The sequence below is a fragment of the Streptomyces sp. NPDC102278 genome, from assembly GCF_044766345.1.
Taxonomy (GTDB): domain Bacteria; phylum Actinomycetota; class Actinomycetes; order Streptomycetales; family Streptomycetaceae; genus Streptomyces.
Window position 1 is genome coordinate 49,891 of the sequence record NZ_JBIWLV010000017.1, and the last position, 16,072, is coordinate 65,962.

Sequence of the window (16,072 nt, forward strand, 5' to 3'; positions counted from 1 at the left end):
TGGGTTGTACGAGGAGCCGTACGGTCACCACGGCCGTCGCACCGAGCATCGTGGCCGCCAGGACGTCGTGCGGATAGTGCACCCCGACCAGCACCCGCAACAGGGCGGCCGCCCCGGCCACTGGCAGCGCCAGCGTCGCGAGCCGAGGACGTACCAAGGTCACGCCCACTGCCAGCGCGATCGCCAGGGTGGCGTGGTTGCTGGGGAACGACCAGTCACCCGGCTCGGGACACGGTGCGAGGGCCGCGACACCCGGCAGGGCCCGGCAAGGACGTTCCTCGTCGACGAGGAGTTTGATCGCCTCGCTGAGCCCGTAGGCGACGACCGTCCCGGCGGCAGTCACTGCCACCCCGGCCAGGCCCGACACGTCACGGCGGCGCAGAGCGGTCCAGCCGACCCAGGCCAGGAGCAGGCCCAGGAACAGCAAAGTGCCCTCACTCGCCGCTCGCAGGGCGGTCCCGGCCCACGATGGCTCGGTTGCCACGCTTCCCGCCAGGGCCTGGTAGGCCCTCGCTGAGAGGCCCGCCGTGACGTGCACCGGTTCATTCGTGCCCAGTGTGCCGCCGGGCGCCAGCCAGACCACGGCCGCTGCCCCCGTCCCGGCCGACGCGACCGCCACCGGCAGCCGTCGGCTCCACCCGTACCGCTTGATCGATTCCATGCCGCCGACGGTAGGGACACCGCGGGCCGGGTGCCCCTGGCCGAACGGCAGCCCGGTCCCCCGACGATCGTCAGGGTTGACCGGACTGGCCTCGCAGATCCAGAGGCCGTCGCGAAGTCCGGGTCCGCTTCCGGGTCTCTTGAGTCTCCGGCGACTGGAGGGTCCAGGATCTGACGCATGGAAGACGAACGCCCCGACGTGCTCACCATTGGCCGACTCGCTCACCGCACCGGGCTTCCCGTGCGCACCCTGCGCTTCTGGTCGGACAAGGGAGCGGTGCCGCCCGTGGCTCGCTCCGCGGGCGGCTACCGGTTGTACGACGCCGCGTCCGTGGCCCGCGTCGAACTGGTCCGCACCTTGCGGGAGCTGGGCTTGGGGGTTGACGAAGTGTGCCGCGTCCTGAGCGGCCGCATCACGGTGGCCGAGGTCGCCGACGCGCACGTGGCCGCACTCGACGCGCGGATCCGCTCCCTCAGGGTGAGCCGGGCCGTCCTGTCCACCGTCTCGAAACGTGGTTCGACAGCTGAGGAGACAGCACTGATGAACCGTCTGGCACGACTGTCGGCCGCCGAACGCAAGCAGATCGTCGAAGAGTTCAAGGAGGAGGTGTTCGGCGGTCTCGGCCTCGACCCGCGCCTGCAGGACCGCCTGCACACCTTCAGCATCGAACTGCCCGACGACCCCACACCGGACCAGGTCGATGCCTGGATCGAACTGGCCGAGCTGGTGCGGGACCCCGGCTTCCGCACCCGAATGCGCACCTTGCTGGAGCTGAGCACCCCGGTCCCCGGGCAGAGTCCTCCCCCCGGGGCGTCCATCTGGTGGGCCAGGCAGGTCGTGCAGACCGTCGCGGAGGTCAGGGAACGCGGAACCGCCCCCGGGGACCCGGCGGCGGCCGAAGTGCTGTCCCGGTTGTTCGGCGAGGCCGATCGTGCCGCCGTGCTGGTGTGCCTGGAGGCCGGTATCGAGGCAGGGGCGGAGCGCTACCGCACGCTCGCCGCCCGCGTACGCGGGCGGTACGCCTCTCCCGATGCGACCGAGGACCTGGAGTGGCTGGCGCGAGCCCTGCGTGCCCAGAATCAAGCCTCACCGGCCCTACCACCCCTGCCTCGCAGGAGTTGAGTCGGGCGGGGCGAGTCGACGCGAGCCGTGGTGCCGCCCGCCTCTACCAGGGGCGGCCCGATCGTGAGGTTGGTGCCGTTATGCGGAACTGGTGGTGCCGGCCGGCAGGGCCTGCTGATAGAGGGTTACCAACACGCCGTGCAGGGGCTGGCCTTCTGCATCCTCCTCGGCCTCGTCGACCAGTTTGGCGAGCGTCTCGCCGAGCTCCCTTGCTTTCGCGGGGCTCAGGCGCAGGTGGCGCAGTGTCAGGTGCGCCTCGGCGGGCGAGCGGTCCAGCTCCTGGGCGAACGCGGCGAGCATCGCGGCGGTGCCTGCCGCTTGGGGTTCGGCGACGACCATCTGGCGGGCCGTGCGCTGGTAGTACTGCTCGGTCCCGCCGCGGACCTGGCGGGTCTCGGCGACGTGGACCAACCCTGCTTCGCGGAGCACTTTGAGGTGGTGGGCCACATTGCCCTTCTTCGCGTCGAGCTGCCCCGCAAGCTGCCTGATGGTGGCGGGCCGGTGGCCCAGGGCGAAGAGCAACCGCTGACGCAACGGGTGGGCGAGTGCCGCGAACTGCTCCGGCGCGCCGATCTCCAGGACGTCCTCGGGGGGTGCTGGGTGGAGAGGTTGATCACGCATACCGCAAGTGTCTAAACTTGTTGACGCTTTCGCAAGGGCAGTGCTCTACTCCCTGCCATGACGACTTCAACGAAGCTTCTGCCGGCGCCTGTTATCGACGAGACGATCCGGCTCCTGATCGAGCACTACGTCTTCCCCGAGATAGCGGAGCAGCTCGCCGGCCTGCTGCAACGACGCCTCGCCGAGGGCGCCTACGACGTCGACGGCGCCGAGGAGCTGGCCAGGTTGGTCACCGCGGACCTGCAGTCCGCCAACAGCGACCGACACCTGAGGCTGAAGCACCACGCCGACCCGGTGTCCCCGAAGGAGGGGGCTGCCAGCCTGGATGCGATGCGTCGGGACTTCGACACCTCGCTGGGCGGTGCGCCCCGGGTGCAGTTGCTCGACGGCGGGGTCGCCGTTGTCGAGCTGGCACCGATGCTGTTTCCGCTGGAGTGGGCCGCCGAACCGCTGGGCGCCGCGCTCACCCTGGCCTCCCGCGCCCGGGCGCTGATCATCGACCTTCGCACCAACCGGGGCGGCGACCCGGACTCGGTCGCCTTCGTCTGTAGCCACCTGCTCGACGAGCGCACCCACCTCAACACCATGCACTGGCGCGACGGCGATCGCAGCGAGCAGTCCTGGAGCCTGCCGCACGTTCCCGGCGCGCGCTTCGGTGGCAGCAAGCCGTTGTACGTGCTGACCAGCGACAGCACCTTCTCCGCCGCTGAAGAGCTGGCGTACGACCTCCAGCAGCTCGGCCGCGCCGTGGTCGTCGGCGAGCGCACCCGTGGCGGCGCACATCCGTGCAAGGGCTGGACGGTGCATCCACACCTGGAAGTCACCGTCCCCATGGGCCGCGCCATCAACCCTGTCTCCGGCACGAACTGGGAGGGCACCGGCGTGCAGCCGGACATCCCTTGCGCGGCTGCCGACTCCCTCGCCCGCGCCCGCGCGCTGGCCCTCGCCCGACTGGCCGGCTGACCCGGTCCAGGTCACCGACCGCGCTGCGCGCAGTACCTTGCCCCGTCCACGTCGGCGGCCGGCCTCGGCGGCGAAGGCTCCGGGTCGCGAGGACGCGGTGACGCGGTGACGCGGTGACACACGACGCCCCTGGTGATGGACTCGCAGTGGGCGAAGCGTAGCGACAGCGATGCATTGGGTACGCGGTATTCGACCGGCCTGCGATGATGACGGCGTGCCGGATCCAGGGACCACCGCCGTCGTCATCGTCTTGCCCGATGCCGCCCCGCTCCTCGACGCGGTGTGGCGTATCGACCCGGCTCTGACGCGTCGTGGGGTGCCGGCGCACGTCTCGCTCCTCTACCCGTTCCTGCCCGAGTCGGCGCTGACGGACCAGGACGAGAAGAGCGTGCGCTCCCTGGCGGCGAGGTTTCCCGCAGCTGACCTGCTCTTGGAGGAGGTGGTGACGGGGTCCGGCCTCGTCGCCGTCACCGTTCCGGGACTTCAGCCGATCGTCGACGCGTTCCGCCCCCAGTGGCCCGGATTGCGCCCGTACGGTGGCCGCTTCGGGGCGCGGCCCGCCGCCCATGTCACGGTCGCCATGGGTGCGGACGACCCGACTGCCGCCCATGTCCGAGCCGCGATCGACAGCCTGCTGCCGATACGCGCCCGTGCGGCGGCGGTTGAGGTGGTGGCGCTGACGGAAGAAGGCTGGCGGTCGCGGTTCACCGCGCCGCTCGGCGCCCGGGACGGGCCGTGAATGCCGCCCGCCAGTCCCCCGCCCCTGCCCCTGCCCCTGCCCCGAGCGACGGGCGGACAGCCCGCCGACGAAGGCAACGGCCTGGCGGACGGCGGCGGTCACGTCACCAGGCGCAGTGACGTTCCCGCGATGCCCAACCGCACGCTCTGGCCCCAGGTCAACTCCAGGGCGTCGCTCTCCATCCCGTCACCGAAGACCACGATCCGGTCCGACTCCACGGTCAGTTGCAGCTCCTGTCCCCGCCCCAGCTCACCGGCGACCTTCGTCGTTCCCGTCGTGGGAGAGGGCCAGGCCTCGCGCACGAACCACAGGAGCCGCCGGTCGCACGGTGCGGGCAACCCGGCGGTACTGCCGCGCTCCAGCCACAGGGAGCGCAGCCAGCCGGTGGCGCCCGTGCCGGTGCCCACCAGCACCCCGGAGGACGCCTGGGCCTCGCCCGGACCCGTATCGCCGGCGGAGCCCAGGCGGTAACGGGCCGTCTGGTGACCTGGCGAGCCCAGGTAGATCTCGTTCAACGCGAGCAGGCGCTGGGTGTCGTCCGCGACGGCCTCGACCATGGTCAGCTCCTCTGCCCGGCCCCCGTCGGCCATCGCGGCACGGAGCAGGGCGGCCGTGTCGGCGCAGCGGTGACGGACCAGGACCCCGGGGTTGCGCCCCGGGTCGGTGTCGATGCCCACCACGGGCTGTCCGCGCAGATACTTCGCGGTGTTGGCGACCAGGCCGTCCTGACCGACCACGACCACCACGTCCTCCGGGGCGAACAGGAAGCGGTCCAGGTCCGCCCGCTCCACCCGGGAGCTGCGCCAGGTGAGCGGTACGGCCGCGGCGACTTCCCGCAGCGCCTCCCGCGTGCGGTCGTGGCGGCGGACCACCTCGTCGATCGACCGGCCCCGGCTGGAGAGGAAGAACGCGGCCTGCCCGTGCGTCCCGTGCCGGGCGAGCAGTTCCTCGTACTCGGTCCTGCGGTGCACGAGCACCGCCCGCGGGGCCAGGCTCACGCGCCCGCGCCGCCTTCCGGACGTCCGAGCCTGGTGAGGAGCCCGGTGAGGACGTCGGGAGAGAGCGTGATGCTCTCGATCCGCGGCAGGTTCTCCGCCAGTCGGGTCGCCGCCAGGGCGTGCAGCGTGCCCGTGCCCGCCTCGTCGTGCACGCGCAGCCAGGCTGCCTGGACCTCGGCGCGCGCGGCTCCCGTCTCGCGGGCAGCCTCGGCGTCCGCGCGGGCCAGGGCTACCTTGCGGGCCGCCTCCGTCTCGGTCTGTACGCTGTCCGCCGCCGCCTTCTCCTCGGCCTCGCGGCGGGCGTTGGTGCCACGTTGGTCGATCAACTGCTCTTCGCGTCGCGCCAGTTCGATCTGACTGGCCAGTTCGTTCTCGGCGATGGCGCGTTCACGTTCGACGGCGACGGCCCGCCGTTCGTAGGTGGCCCGGTCCGCCTCCTGCTGGATCTGCTCGCGGGCCGGGGTGCGCAGGGCGCGTTCCACGTCGACCTCGGGGCGGATCGCCACGACCCGTACGGTCACCACCTCGATGCCGGTGGCCGGGAGTCTGGGCTCGTCGGCGAGTCCGGCGGTGACCCGTTCGCGCACGGAGGCGACGCCGTCCACCAGGGCGACGGCCAGCGGGGTGCGGGCCAGTACGTCCAGTGTGTGCTGTTGCGCGGTCTCGGTGAGGAGAGTGGCAATCTGCTCCAAGGGCGCCCCGCGCCAGCTCCCGGTGTCCGGGTCGACGGAGAAGTCGAGCCGGTCCGCGGCCTCGGCCGGGTCGCTGATCCGGTAGGTGACGGTGGCCTGCACCGCGACGTCCTGGAAGTCGGAGGTACGGGCGTGGAAGGCCATGGCCAGCTCCCGGTCGTCGACCGGCACTTCGGAAAGAGCCGCCGACAGCGACCGGTACCAGAAACTGAGCCCCCGTCCGTCGTGGACGAGTCGGCCGCGCTTGTGGTGGCGGATGTGGGTGGTGGGCGCGGAGCGCAGGTGACGCCAGCCGAGGCGCCGGGTGATGTCGGCCATGACTGAACCCCCTTCATTTCGTCAGTGCGACGATAACGAGAAGCCTCCATATCGTCAAGAGGACGAAAAGGGGGATCCGGGGCACCGGACCGGCAGCAACGCGAGCCGCTCGAAGGGACGACGGCCGCGACAGCGACCGGCCGGTGCGCGCATGGCGCCGTCGATTGGCCTGAGTCCTGAGACAACCCGCATCCCCACCGATAGCCTTCGCGAAAGTTCCCAGGATCCATCTGCGCATGGCGGAGGCCACAGTGACGACGAAGATGTGGATCGACCCGAGCAGTCGCTGGAAAGCCACAGGACAGCTTCAATCGGACGGTAGCTTGAAGAACGCCACCGTCGACGACAACAACGGGATCACGCGGGAACGCAACCACACGTTCTCCTCGGAAAGCGATTTCATCTCCTGGGTGAGGCGACACACCAACTAGGGCTGCTCTCGTACGGCGGGACGGCTTCTACATCCAGCGGCGCACCGTGCGGGTCAGGACCGGGGGGAGGATGTCCTTTGCCAGGCGGCGGGCCAGTGGGCCGCGCCGGGGCGGGGTGCGCCGCGGCGGTACTGCCGTGGCGACGGGAACCGGCTCGGGGGCCGCGTCCGGACCCGGGCCGGGGGCGGCCGTCTCGTGGCGGGAGCGGGGGTGCGGCGGGGGGACCGCCTTGCGGCCGGTGATCCGGATCAGGGGTGCGCCGGCCACCTCCTCCACCCCGTGCCACAGATCCTCGCGGCGGGCCAGGAACGCGGCCAGTTCCGTGCGCAGCGGTTCGGGGTCGTCCCACGTGGCGTACATCTTGTGCTGGGTGATGCACAGGACGTGCAGCTGCCGTGCGTCCACGGCTCCCCAGACGGCCGCCGCGACGCCCGGACAGTGCTCCGCCCTGAAGTCGTCGAAGACGACGACCGCGCCGGGGGCGGCCAGCAGCCGCGAGGTGTCCACGTCCGCGCGCACGTGCGCGTACAGGTGCGAGGCGTCCACGTGAACGAAACGACAGGAGCCGGGCCGGACGCGGTCGGGAAGAACCGCCGTCACCGCCTGCACCACCGTAGGCAACTCAGCATGGAAAGAGCGGTAGTTGGCCTCGAATGCCCGGCGCGTCAGGGTGGCGTACGAGCGTCGCATTTCGTCGTCGTTGCTGTCGTCCTCGGCCGGGGAATCGAAGAGGTCGCAGACCGTGAACTCCTCTCCCTCCTTGAGGTATCCGCCGAGGAAGATGGCGCTCTTGCCCAGGTAGGCGCCGAGTTCCAGAAGGTCCCCGCCGCCCGACGGGTCGGCGTTCTGGCGGCTGAGGAACCAGTCGAAGAGGATCTGGTCGGCCGGCCAGAACCATCCCTTCACCTCGTCCAAACGCGCGGGAGCAGGCAGGTTCAGGGGTTCTTCGGGCTGCGCGAGCGGTGCGGTCATGGAGTGGACATCCCCGGGAGCGACGTGGATCGGTCTTCGGTCTGTCCGGCGAGAATGCGGGTTCCAGGTGACGGCACGGCGAACGGCCGCCGGCCGTGCAGCGGCACGCGGACGCACGCTGTCGGTACGCCGCACGGTCTCTGGCCGCCCGGCGTGGGGGGGGTCCGACGCGGCCTGCGCCAGGTTCGCCGGCGCGTCGTCGTCTTGGGAGGGGCCGCCCGCGCGCTCAGTGCGCGTTGAGCGGCCCCCGAGGAGACGTCCGTGTCGACCGAGGCCCGGTGAGAGATGTGGTCAGCGGACCGCTCGCCCGGGTCGGCCGCGAGTTGGTGCGCCACTGATCGCGCGACCGGGCGGCACCGAACGTTCCGCGATCAACGTTCGGGCCGTCGCCTCGACAGCCGCCGGACTCCGGTTGCCGTGAGGCGAGGAGCAGGGTGCACCTACCGGACGTGCGTCCTGACCTCGTTGTAGACGGCTTCGTCGGTGCGCAGAGCGCTGTGGCCGAGGCAGGCGGTGGTGCGGTTGAGCGCCCCGTCCAGGGCGACGCTCCCGGTGGGGTTGATGACGTTGTCGCACGGTGAGCGCCAGGTTCCGTACCGGGTGGTGCCGGGGGTCTCGTCGCCGGAGTTCAGGTCCTTCAGGAACTCGGAGCCTGGTCGCATCTCGACGCAGGGGGCCCCGCCACACCACCGCGCTGTTTCGGTCCCGTGGTTGGGTCCCCCCAGAGAGACCCAGGCATCGACCTTGGCTGCGCCGTCGAGGTGCTTGAGGTAGTAGCGGGAAGAGAGGGATCCCATCGAGTGGGTGATCACGTCGACCTTCGAGGCCCCCGTGAGGGCAAGGACGCGTTCGATCTCGTCGGCAAGTCGCGTCGCGGTCGTGGCGTTGGATTGGGTGGCGTCGTAGCTCCATCGGTCGAGACGATCAGCCGGCCAGCCGTCGGCCTGGAAGCGGGCGGCCAGGTTCTGCCAGGGGGAGGCGTCGGGGTTCCAGCCGTGTACGAAGACGATGGGGTCGGGAGCCAGGGCCTTGTCCTGGTCGGCGGTCGCCGATGCGGGAGCGGCGACGAGGAGGGGCACGATGGCAAGAAGGAGCGCGAACGCGCTCCGCAGGGGGCTTTTGATCACGCGGGGTTTCTAGCGCGCCCCCGGACGGCATGCCAAGGCCGGCCCTGAGAACTCACCCGGCCGGGGGTAGGCATTCACCTACCCGATCCCGCCCACCATGGAGGGCGCGGCCTTTTCGAGCGTACGTTGCATCGCTTCCGCTGCCCGTACGGACGCATCGGCGCAGCAATTGTTGAACAGTACGTGCACGGAGTCGGCTTGCCGTGACATCTCCCGCACGCGCGACGCCCAAGGCGCCAGCTCGACCTCCGTGTATGTGTGGCGGTAGTTCTCCACCTTGCTTCCGGGAGCGGTGGAGCCCCACGTGGTGCTGCGCCCGTGGAAGCGGACGACGGCCAGCTGCGGCGCGGTGACGGCCGTGACCGGAGGAACGGACGCGGGCAGTCCCTGGGCCGTGTCGACGGCGACGGCCGCCGTTCCCAGCGAGCCGAGGAGGCGAGCGGTCGCCGCCTGCTGCTCCGCTTTCCACCACCCCGGGTGGCGGAACTCCACGGCCACCGGCCAGCCTTCTGCCCGGCCGGTGTACTCCTCGACCAGCTGCTCGGCCCTCGGCCCGGGAGCGAGCCACGGCGGGAACTGGAACAGCAGGGCGCCCAGCCGCCCACTCGTACGCAGAGGCTCGAGTGCGCTGCTGAAGCGCTGCCACACCTCCCTGAGCAACCCGGCATCGGCCCTCACCCGAGTGGGATCGCCCGGTGGCCGCAAGTCGGCGGGGAGAGCTGCGGCCCGGGTCGGATGACCAGTGAGCAGGGAGAACGCCTTGACGTCGAATCGGAAGCCGGGCGGGGTCCGTTGGGCCCACAGCATGCTGTTGCGCAGACTCGGCATCCCGTAGTAAGTGGAGTCGACCTCCACGACCGGGAACCGGGTGGCGTAGTGCCGCAGCCGCCCCTCCGCGTCGCGTTTCCCGGCGGGGTACCAGCCGCTGGCGACCAGCGCCGGATCCGTCCACGAACACGTACCCACCAGAATCTCAGCCATGGGGGCGCGTGTACCCACTCCCGTCGACCACCAACGTCCCTGACCGTGACCGCCGTTGTGCGCTGAGGCCTGTGCGGTTCCCTGCCGTGAATCACGCGAGCGGGATCGTCACCGGAGCTGTCTCAGGTGAGATCGGGGACAAAGGGCAGATAGTCCTCGGTGGGCTCTGAGGGCAGTACCGCGTAACTCCCCTCCGGAAGTTCGTTCCACACTCCGGGCAAGCTGCCCAACGGTTCGGAAACGACCAGTCGCGTCTCGTCGGAGACGTCCCGGAGGTAGTCCAGCTCCGGGTAGAGCTCGCGGACGGTGTCGGTCTTGTTGCTGTAGAAGAGCGACCGCGATCGCTTCTGGCTGGAGTAGCGAAAGGCCCACACGCGCTCGCCGTCGCTGACGGCGACCGTCATCTGGAGGGGGTGATCGACCCCGTGCTGCTTGCCGAGCCGCTCGACGAGACCGGCCATTTTGGCAACAGCGCCCGGGACGTCCTGATCGAGCCCGAAGGTGACGGCGAGGTAGAACATCACCTCGGAGTCGGTGGAGCCCTCCATGGACGGGAACAGGGCCGGGTCCACGGCCATGCAAAGGTCTCGTTGCAGCCGGGGGAAGTCGGCGATCGCCCCGTTGTGCATCCACAGCCAGCGGCCGTGCCGAAAAGGATGGCAGTTGGTCTGTTGGATCGCCGATCCCGTAGAGGCCCGGACATGCGCGAAGAACAGCGGGGAGCGCACGTGCGCGGCGAGTTCTCTGAGGTTTCGGTTGTTCCAGGCGGGGCCGATGTCGCGGAACACTGCCGGGGTACCGTCGCCACCCGAGCCGTACCAGCCGATGCCGAAACCGTCGCCGTTCGTCGACTCCACGCCCATCCGCGCGTGAAGACTCTGATCGATCAGTGAGTGCTCCGGACGGTACAAGACGGCGTCCAAGAGGAGGGGCGAACCCGCATAGGCAAGCCAGCGACACATCAGCGTCATCCCGTTCCAGCTCGATGCGAGCCCTACTCGTGCGTACGCCGACCACGGGCCGGCTGCGGGTGTGGGTGCGCCGGAGGCTCCCTCACCCCGTGGATCATGTAGTACGACTACCCAGCTGCCCGGAGATCATCCGGCTCCATCGCCATCCCCCGCCGGAACGAGAAGGGCCTGCCCTCCGTATGGCGGAGCCACGGCATGATCTTGCGGTCGCATCCCCTGGCTCCTTGGCGTCGCGGGGGCGGGGGGCGTGCCGCCACCGCGAGGCACGCCGCGCCGGCTGATCATCGGGCCGCGTGCGGGGCTTACCGGGTCGGGCCGTCTTCCACACCCGTGGGCATCATCCTGCCTGGCCTGCCGAGCGGCCTCTCGGGCTTTCCGGTCCTACCGCGACCCTGCCCGCGAAACGCCAGGCGTCACGCACTACGGGCCGGCGTCAGGCAGGTCGGGCAGGTCAGGCAGGTCAGGCAGGTCAGGCGAGGAACGGAGACAGGGCCGGTGTGGCGGCTCGTGCACGCTCCGTCACGTGTGATGGGCGTCCTCGTCACCGCCGCCGCAGCGGCCGGCTGCCGGCTATCCGAGGAGTTGGACCAGGCCGACCGGGAGGAACGCGGGCCGGTGGGGCTGTCCGACCTGGTACGGCACATAGCCCACCGAGGCGGCGACCTTGACCTCTTCTACCGTCTCCGCCTGGAAGACGAGCCGGCAGGACCCTGACTGCACCTTCGCGCGCTGCCAGAGAACGGGGGCCGGTTTGCGCTCAGCCTCGGTGCGGGGGGTGAGGATCCGGCCGCCGAAGTCGTTCCAGGCGAAGGGCTCGGGTCCTTCCCACGTAGCGTCGACTTCCTTCTTCAGCCTGGCGGCGCGCTCGGCGTCGGTCGTGCCCCAGGAGGGTGGAACGTTCGTGATCAGGCCGATTCTGATGTGACGCTCGCGCAGGGCGCGCAGATACGAGGCCGCTCCGGACCGATAGGCGATGCTGCCGTCGTCGGCGGTGTGCACGAGGGTTTCGCCCAGATCGAAGTACACGACGGGACAGGCTCGCTCACCGACCGTAGGCGCGACGGAGTCCATGCCCGGCGCCCCGCCCACGCCCCCGGGCGCCGCCGCACTCACCGTGGTGCAGAGCACGGCCGAAGCCAGGGCCGCACCGAACGCCACGCTCGCCCGGCCTAACTTCTTGGAAGCGGATCTGTTCATGGTCTCGTAGCCCCTCTCCGCGTGCACCGCGCGGATACACGAATGTCCGGTCCATGACATACAGGTGCCGCAGAGTCTCTCACACGGGCGTCTGACGAGGCGGCAACTTCCCCCGCACCGCACCTACTGCCCGCCTGTTTCCGGTACTACCCGCCGGTTTCCGGATGGCAGCCAGGGCGCACCGCACTGGCTGCCGCGTCGGTCGAGACCGCCCCCTGCCGCTGCCGGTTGTTGCACGCTTAGAGCCGCACGTGGTGCCGCGTCACATGCCCTTGCATGCCGCCGATGCGAGCCCGGCGGCGCTCCCGTCGGCGTAGCCCTTGGTGAAATTCGGGTCGACGGCCGCCAAGCCCTGATCGGGCTGATCGGCCTTGCAGTCGTCCCGAGTGTCGGCGAGACCCTGCCGGAAGCCCTTGCGGTACTCGGTCTGGGCATCCTGCTGTTCGGCTTCCTTGACCGTGCCGCAGGTCGGCTTCTGGTCGCCCTGCTGGGCCGTGACCGTTCCACCGGTGGGGAGGAACCCGGAACTGGTGGCTGTCCCGGCGTCATCCGCCGTCGCGGTGGCGATGGCGGCACTGGTGTCGTTCTTGGTGCCGAACCGGACCTTGACACCGGGCGAGGCGCCCGTCGCCTTGGCGTTGCACTTGCCGTTGGTCGCGGTCAGCGAGCAGGTCAGTGACGGCGCCACCGCCTGCGCGGGCCCGGACAACACCACAACGGGCCCGAAAGCCAGCGCGCCGGCCTCCCGGCCGCACCGCTCCCCCGCCGTAGGCTTCCGAGCGGTCGCCGAGCGCTCCGGCCGCCCCCCGACCGGGCGGCGGCCGGAGCCACTGGGCCGGACCCCGGCCCACTTCTCCCGTCACGACCGCGGTCGTGACGGGCTACGCCGGCCCCGAGTGAGCCGCCGGACGGGAGGCTGATGCCCGTGGGGGCGCCGCGCGAGCGGTCAGCCGAACCACTTCGGGTCGAGAGCGATGGCCTTGATCTGCTCCATCGTCAGGATGGGCTTGGCCCTGGTGGCCGCCTTCGACTGGTCGCCGGTGTTGAAGGCCGACACGACCACCCGGCGCCCGTCCGGGCGCAGGGTGTCGATGCTCCACCAGACCACGCCCGAGCCGCCCTTCTCGCCCGACTTCTGCTCCGCCAGTACCCGGGTGCCGTCGGGCAGGACGACGACTCCAGCGCCCTCCATGCGGTCCTTGAGGGCCTCGCCCATGCCCTCCTGGACGTTGACCTGGACCAGCGAGGCGCCCTTGCCGTCGTCGAGTACGAGGGCGCCGTAGCCGGGCTGTCCGGACCTGCGCACGATCGTGATCCCCGACTTGGGCACCAAGGACTCCAGCACCCGTACCGTGCCGCTGTGCCCCTCGCCGCCCTGGCCCGAGTCCCCCTGATCCGTGTCTCCCTGGTCGGGTGCCTGGCCCGTTCCGCCGGACGGCCGCGGGTCCACCGGGGTGGAGCCGCCCGTGCCCGTGCCCTTGCCCTTGTCGGTGGTCGTGCCGGCCGTGTCACCCGAGCCGGTGCCGGAGCCGGTGCCCGCGGAGGCGCCGGGGCTCGCCCCGTTGCCCTTGTTCGTGTCCACGGCGTCCGTCCCCTCCGGTGCCTGCTGGGGCGCGGGAAGCCGGCTCAGGACCTGACGCCACAGGGCCGAGGTGGTGAAGGACTTCAACTGGGACTTGTTCAAAGGCGGGTTGGGCCGACTGACAGGCTGCCCCTTCTCGGCGGGAGCGTTCCACTCCGACACGTCGACCTGATAACCCTCACGGGTGACCAGGACGGCCCGCCAGAGCTTGGTGGGCTCGCGCTTGTCCGGGTACTCGTAGCCTTGGAAGAGGTTCAGCCTGCCGCCGTCCGGCAGCGTCTCGACAGTGCAGGAATCGTAGGGAATGAGTTCGGGATCGGGGCACTCCAGCATGTCCTGGGCCGCCTGACCGTGCGGGTCGGTGCGGGCGAGGCCGACGGAGATCGCCGCGCGGCCCTTGCCGTCGTCGTACACGCCGGCCACCATCGCGTTCGACGACTGGTCGGCGCCGCCCGGCACGCGGGCCGTGGTGTCGCTCACCCGGCCGCCCGACAGCAACTGCCGGTAGATCTCGATCAGTCGGGCCGCGCTCACCCCGCCGGCCGGCTGGGCGGTTGCCGGGGTGGAGGCGGCGGCCGGTTCGGTGGTGGGGACGGGGGCCACCGCGACGTTCGCCGTGCCGCCACGTCCGGTGCCGTTACCGAGCAGGCCGCCTCCGTAGGCTCCGACGGAGCCGACGACGGCCAGGGCCAGCGCCGAACCGCCGACGACGGCGGCCCGACGGCGGGCCACCAGCCGGCGTCCGCGACGTTCGCCGGAGGCCACCAGGTCCGGGCGGCCGGGGACGAATCCGTCTCCCGTGCGCCGCAGCGCCGCACCGAGTTCATCTTCAAAGGGCATGCCGAGTCACCTTCCGGGTGGTGGTGGTGATGGTGGTGGTGGGGAAACCGCGCCGGCGTGTGACCCGGCGATGGCCATGACGGAAGCGAGGGATGAGGCGGCGCCGCGGGAAGGACGGCCCGCCGGGCTCAGGTGGCCACGAACACACTGAGGCTGCCGCCCAGTTCCGCGCGGAGGCGGGCGAGCGCCCGGGAACTGCGCGTACGCACCGCGGCCGAGGTGACGTTCATGGCCTCTGCGGTCTCCTCTATGCTGCGGTCCTCCCAGTACCGCAGCACGAGTACCGCCCGGTCCTTGGGGGCCAGATGGCCCAGTGCTTCCAACAGGGTCAGCCGCAGGACCGGATCGGCCCCCGCGATCGGGACCGCCGTCGTCGCGCCCGACTCGGCCGGGACGGCGAAGGGCCGTTCCCCCGTAGAGCGGCGACGCTTGTGTTTGAGGAACTCCCGCACCAGCACCGTCTGCGCGTACGCGGCCGGATTGTCGATGCGGGAGGTCCTCCCCCAGATCAGGTACATCCGACCCAGGGTCTCCTGTACGAGGTCCTCGGCGAGGTGGGTGTCCCCACTCGCCAGCAGACAGGCCGACCGGTAAAGACTTCCGGCCCGGCCCTCCGCGAACTCGTGGAACCCCTCCCTGCGTGCTTGCCGCATACCCGTCCCCCCTTGCGTTCCGACTCACCCCATTGACGCGGTGGGGGTGGAGAAATGTTTCACCCCAGGGGAGGGAATGAGCGGAACTCGGGCGTCCAGGCTGTGGAAGTCCATGTTGTGGAAGGGGAGGTGGCCCTCGTCGCGGGCGGGCCGCGTCGCGCAGGACCGGCCCGACCGCGCCGGGGCAACGGCAGCGCCGATGAGACCAATCGGTCGGCGCGCATACAAATGAATCCACGGACTATACGACCAAGGGTGTCGTCATCCGCGGGGAGGCTCATCGACACGACGTCACAGACGGTGGCTACCGAGCCGGTGACGATGGGCGCACCACTCTCGATGAATCGAATGGAGCTGTTGTGGCGGTAGAGCGAGCAGGAGTCAACCCGTGGGCGTGGTCGCTGGAGATGGGGTACAGCCAGGGTGAGATCGTCTCCGGGCAGACCCGAACCCTGTACTGCGCCGGGCAGACCTCGATGGGCGACGATGGAAAGCCCCAGCACGACGGTGACATGGGAAAGCAGCTGGCTCTGAGCCTCGACAACCTGGAAGTCGTGCTCGGCGAGGCCGGCATGTCGCTCGCGAACCTCGTCCGACTCAATGTCTACACCGTCGACGTCGATCGGCTTTTCGAGCACCACGACGTACTGAAGTCGCGGCTGAGCGCCGCCGGCGTCACACCGTCCATGACGATGCTCGGGGTGGAACGGCTGGCCATCCCCACCCTGATGGTCGAACTGGAGGGGACCGCCGTCGGCTGACGCACCTCGCCGCCTCCGGCAGGTCGGCCGGAGGCGGCATGCGCGGCGGGCGGGCGGCTGGGCTGGTGGTGATCGCCACTTGATATCGGGTGTTTCAGGAGGACCTGCGGCGCAGAGCCCGGCGAATCCCGTAGAGGACCACGAGCAGCACGACGACGATGACGACGACGATCAGAAGGGTCTTGAAGAGCCCACCCTTCTTCTTGCTCTTCTTTGCCTTCTTGTTCCCGGTGGTGGCCAGTACGGGGGCGCTCTTCGGCGCGTGGATCCCGGTCACCGCGCCCGCACCGGCAGACAGGGCGCCCTGCGGGAGCGCGACGGTGACGGGAGCCTGCCGCACCGTTGGCGCGGTCGCCGCCGCCGACGCCGCTCCGGGGCCGAGCAGTAGGGCGGCGAGCACGAAGAGGGGTAGCAATGCCACCGCCGTGGGGCGTCCTATTGAG

General features: G+C 70.5%; 17 protein-coding genes and 1 pseudogene. 5 read left to right on the forward strand and 13 right to left on the reverse strand.

Annotation, left to right across the window (positions count from 1 at the left end):
- Nucleotides 1-22: 22 nt before the first annotated feature.
- Nucleotides 23-661: pseudogene (locus ACIRO3_RS30425) on the reverse strand (phosphatase PAP2 family protein); the annotation flags it as partial.
- A gap of 177 nt (nt 662-838) precedes the next feature.
- Between ACIRO3_RS30425 and ACIRO3_RS30430 the strand changes: the two are divergent.
- Nucleotides 839-1,783 (forward strand): MerR family transcriptional regulator, encoded by a 945-nt coding sequence (locus tag ACIRO3_RS30430; protein WP_404142084.1) that lies wholly within the window; start codon nt 839-841, stop codon nt 1,781-1,783.
- A 78-nt stretch (nt 1,784-1,861) separates the two neighbouring features.
- Here ACIRO3_RS30430 and ACIRO3_RS30435 read toward each other — a convergent pair whose 3' ends face one another.
- Nucleotides 1,862-2,404, reverse strand: coding sequence for a winged helix-turn-helix domain-containing protein (locus ACIRO3_RS30435; protein WP_361783584.1), 543 nt, complete (start codon nt 2,402-2,404; stop codon nt 1,862-1,864).
- A 57-nt stretch (nt 2,405-2,461) separates the two neighbouring features.
- On the opposite strand from ACIRO3_RS30435, the gene ACIRO3_RS30440 reads away from it, so the two are divergent.
- Together ACIRO3_RS30440 and ACIRO3_RS30445 are read left to right on the forward strand one after the other, a co-directional pair.
- A complete protein-coding gene (locus tag ACIRO3_RS30440; RefSeq protein WP_404142086.1) occupies nt 2,462-3,367 on the forward strand; it encodes a S41 family peptidase in 906 nt (301 codons plus the stop codon).
- 214 nt (nt 3,368-3,581) lie between these two features.
- Nucleotides 3,582-4,106: a 2'-5' RNA ligase family protein gene (locus tag ACIRO3_RS30445; protein ID WP_404142088.1), complete on the forward strand. Its 525-nt coding sequence runs from the start codon at nt 3,582-3,584 to the stop codon at nt 4,104-4,106.
- 98 nt (nt 4,107-4,204) lie between these two features.
- On the opposite strand, the gene ACIRO3_RS30450 is transcribed toward ACIRO3_RS30445, so the two are convergent.
- Both ACIRO3_RS30450 and ACIRO3_RS30455 read right to left on the reverse strand, forming a co-directional pair.
- Complete coding sequence (locus ACIRO3_RS30450; protein WP_404142090.1) at nt 4,205-5,104, reverse strand: hypothetical protein; 900 nt, start codon at nt 5,102-5,104, stop codon at nt 4,205-4,207.
- Entirely contained in the window at nt 5,101-6,114 is a 1,014-nt protein-coding gene (locus ACIRO3_RS30455; protein WP_404142092.1) for an SPFH domain-containing protein, read from the reverse strand. Before ACIRO3_RS30455 ends, ACIRO3_RS30450 begins: the two co-directional genes overlap by 4 nt.
- A 236-nt stretch (nt 6,115-6,350) precedes the next feature.
- Here ACIRO3_RS30455 and ACIRO3_RS30460 point away from each other — a divergent pair, with 236 nt between their 5' ends.
- Complete coding sequence (locus ACIRO3_RS30460) at nt 6,351-6,545, forward strand: hypothetical protein (protein ID WP_404142094.1); 195 nt, start codon at nt 6,351-6,353, stop codon at nt 6,543-6,545.
- 27 nt (nt 6,546-6,572) lie between these two features.
- Here the strand turns inward: ACIRO3_RS30460 and ACIRO3_RS30465 are convergent, their stop codons facing one another.
- The 8 genes from ACIRO3_RS30465 to ACIRO3_RS30500 form a co-directional block, all read right to left on the reverse strand.
- On the reverse strand, nt 6,573-7,517 hold the full coding sequence (locus ACIRO3_RS30465) for a class I SAM-dependent methyltransferase (RefSeq protein WP_404142096.1): 945 nt from the start codon (nt 7,515-7,517) through the stop codon (nt 6,573-6,575).
- Nucleotides 7,518-7,957: 440 nt separating this feature from the next.
- Nucleotides 7,958-8,644, reverse strand: a complete 687-nt coding sequence (locus ACIRO3_RS30470) for an esterase/lipase family protein (protein WP_404142098.1) — start codon at nt 8,642-8,644, stop codon at nt 7,958-7,960.
- Nucleotides 8,645-8,722: 78 nt separating this feature from the next.
- Entirely contained in the window at nt 8,723-9,625 is a 903-nt protein-coding gene (locus tag ACIRO3_RS30475; protein ID WP_404142100.1) for a DUF72 domain-containing protein, read from the reverse strand.
- Between the two features lie 122 nt (nt 9,626-9,747).
- Nucleotides 9,748-10,587, reverse strand: a complete 840-nt coding sequence (locus ACIRO3_RS30480; protein ID WP_361783564.1) for a class II glutamine amidotransferase — start codon at nt 10,585-10,587, stop codon at nt 9,748-9,750.
- Nucleotides 10,588-11,166: 579 nt separating this feature from the next.
- Complete coding sequence (locus ACIRO3_RS30485; protein ID WP_404142102.1) at nt 11,167-11,793, reverse strand: hypothetical protein; 627 nt, start codon at nt 11,791-11,793, stop codon at nt 11,167-11,169.
- A gap of 262 nt (nt 11,794-12,055) precedes the next feature.
- Nucleotides 12,056-12,502, reverse strand: a complete 447-nt coding sequence (locus ACIRO3_RS30490) for a hypothetical protein (RefSeq protein WP_404142104.1) — start codon at nt 12,500-12,502, stop codon at nt 12,056-12,058.
- A gap of 237 nt (nt 12,503-12,739) precedes the next feature.
- Entirely contained in the window at nt 12,740-14,215 is a 1,476-nt protein-coding gene (locus ACIRO3_RS30495) for a hypothetical protein (protein ID WP_404142106.1), read from the reverse strand.
- Between the two features lie 128 nt (nt 14,216-14,343).
- Entirely contained in the window at nt 14,344-14,868 is a 525-nt protein-coding gene (locus tag ACIRO3_RS30500) for a SigE family RNA polymerase sigma factor (RefSeq protein ID WP_366148714.1), read from the reverse strand.
- Nucleotides 14,869-15,275: 407 nt separating this feature from the next.
- Between ACIRO3_RS30500 and ACIRO3_RS30505 the strand changes: the two genes are divergently transcribed.
- Complete coding sequence (locus ACIRO3_RS30505; RefSeq protein WP_361786093.1) at nt 15,276-15,629, forward strand: RidA family protein; 354 nt, start codon at nt 15,276-15,278, stop codon at nt 15,627-15,629.
- 94 nt (nt 15,630-15,723) lie between these two features.
- On the opposite strand, the gene ACIRO3_RS30510 is transcribed toward ACIRO3_RS30505, so the two are convergent.
- Nucleotides 15,724-16,050 carry a hypothetical protein gene (locus ACIRO3_RS30510; protein ID WP_404142109.1) on the reverse strand — a complete coding sequence of 109 codons (327 nt, stop codon included), beginning with the start codon at nt 16,048-16,050 and terminating at the stop codon, nt 15,724-15,726.
- Nucleotides 16,051-16,072: the final 22 nt, after the last annotated feature.

Bases quoted from the DNA above. Each gene is read 5' to 3' on its own strand.
- ACIRO3_RS30430 (WP_404142084.1), top strand. From the start codon at position 839: ATGGAAGACGAACGCCCCGACGTGCTCACCATTGGCCGACTCGCTCAC.
- ACIRO3_RS30435 (WP_361783584.1), bottom strand. From the start codon at position 2,404: ATGCGTGATCAACCTCTCCACCCAGCACCCCCCGAGGACGTCCTGGAG.
- ACIRO3_RS30440 (WP_404142086.1), top strand. From the start codon at position 2,462: ATGACGACTTCAACGAAGCTTCTGCCGGCGCCTGTTATCGACGAGACG.
- ACIRO3_RS30455 (WP_404142092.1), bottom strand. From the start codon at position 6,114: ATGGCCGACATCACCCGGCGCCTCGGCTGGCGTCACCTGCGCTCCGCG.
- ACIRO3_RS30460 (WP_404142094.1), top strand. From the start codon at position 6,351: ATGGCGGAGGCCACAGTGACGACGAAGATGTGGATCGACCCGAGCAGT.
- ACIRO3_RS30465 (WP_404142096.1), bottom strand. From the start codon at position 7,517: ATGACCGCACCGCTCGCGCAGCCCGAAGAACCCCTGAACCTGCCTGCT.
- ACIRO3_RS30475 (WP_404142100.1), bottom strand. From the start codon at position 9,625: ATGGCTGAGATTCTGGTGGGTACGTGTTCGTGGACGGATCCGGCGCTG.
- ACIRO3_RS30480 (WP_361783564.1), bottom strand. From the start codon at position 10,587: ATGTGTCGCTGGCTTGCCTATGCGGGTTCGCCCCTCCTCTTGGACGCC.
- ACIRO3_RS30485 (WP_404142102.1), bottom strand. From the start codon at position 11,793: ATGAACAGATCCGCTTCCAAGAAGTTAGGCCGGGCGAGCGTGGCGTTC.
- ACIRO3_RS30495 (WP_404142106.1), bottom strand. From the start codon at position 14,215: ATGCCCTTTGAAGATGAACTCGGTGCGGCGCTGCGGCGCACGGGAGAC.
- ACIRO3_RS30500 (WP_366148714.1), bottom strand. From the start codon at position 14,868: ATGCGGCAAGCACGCAGGGAGGGGTTCCACGAGTTCGCGGAGGGCCGG.
- ACIRO3_RS30505 (WP_361786093.1), top strand. From the start codon at position 15,276: ATGGGGTACAGCCAGGGTGAGATCGTCTCCGGGCAGACCCGAACCCTG.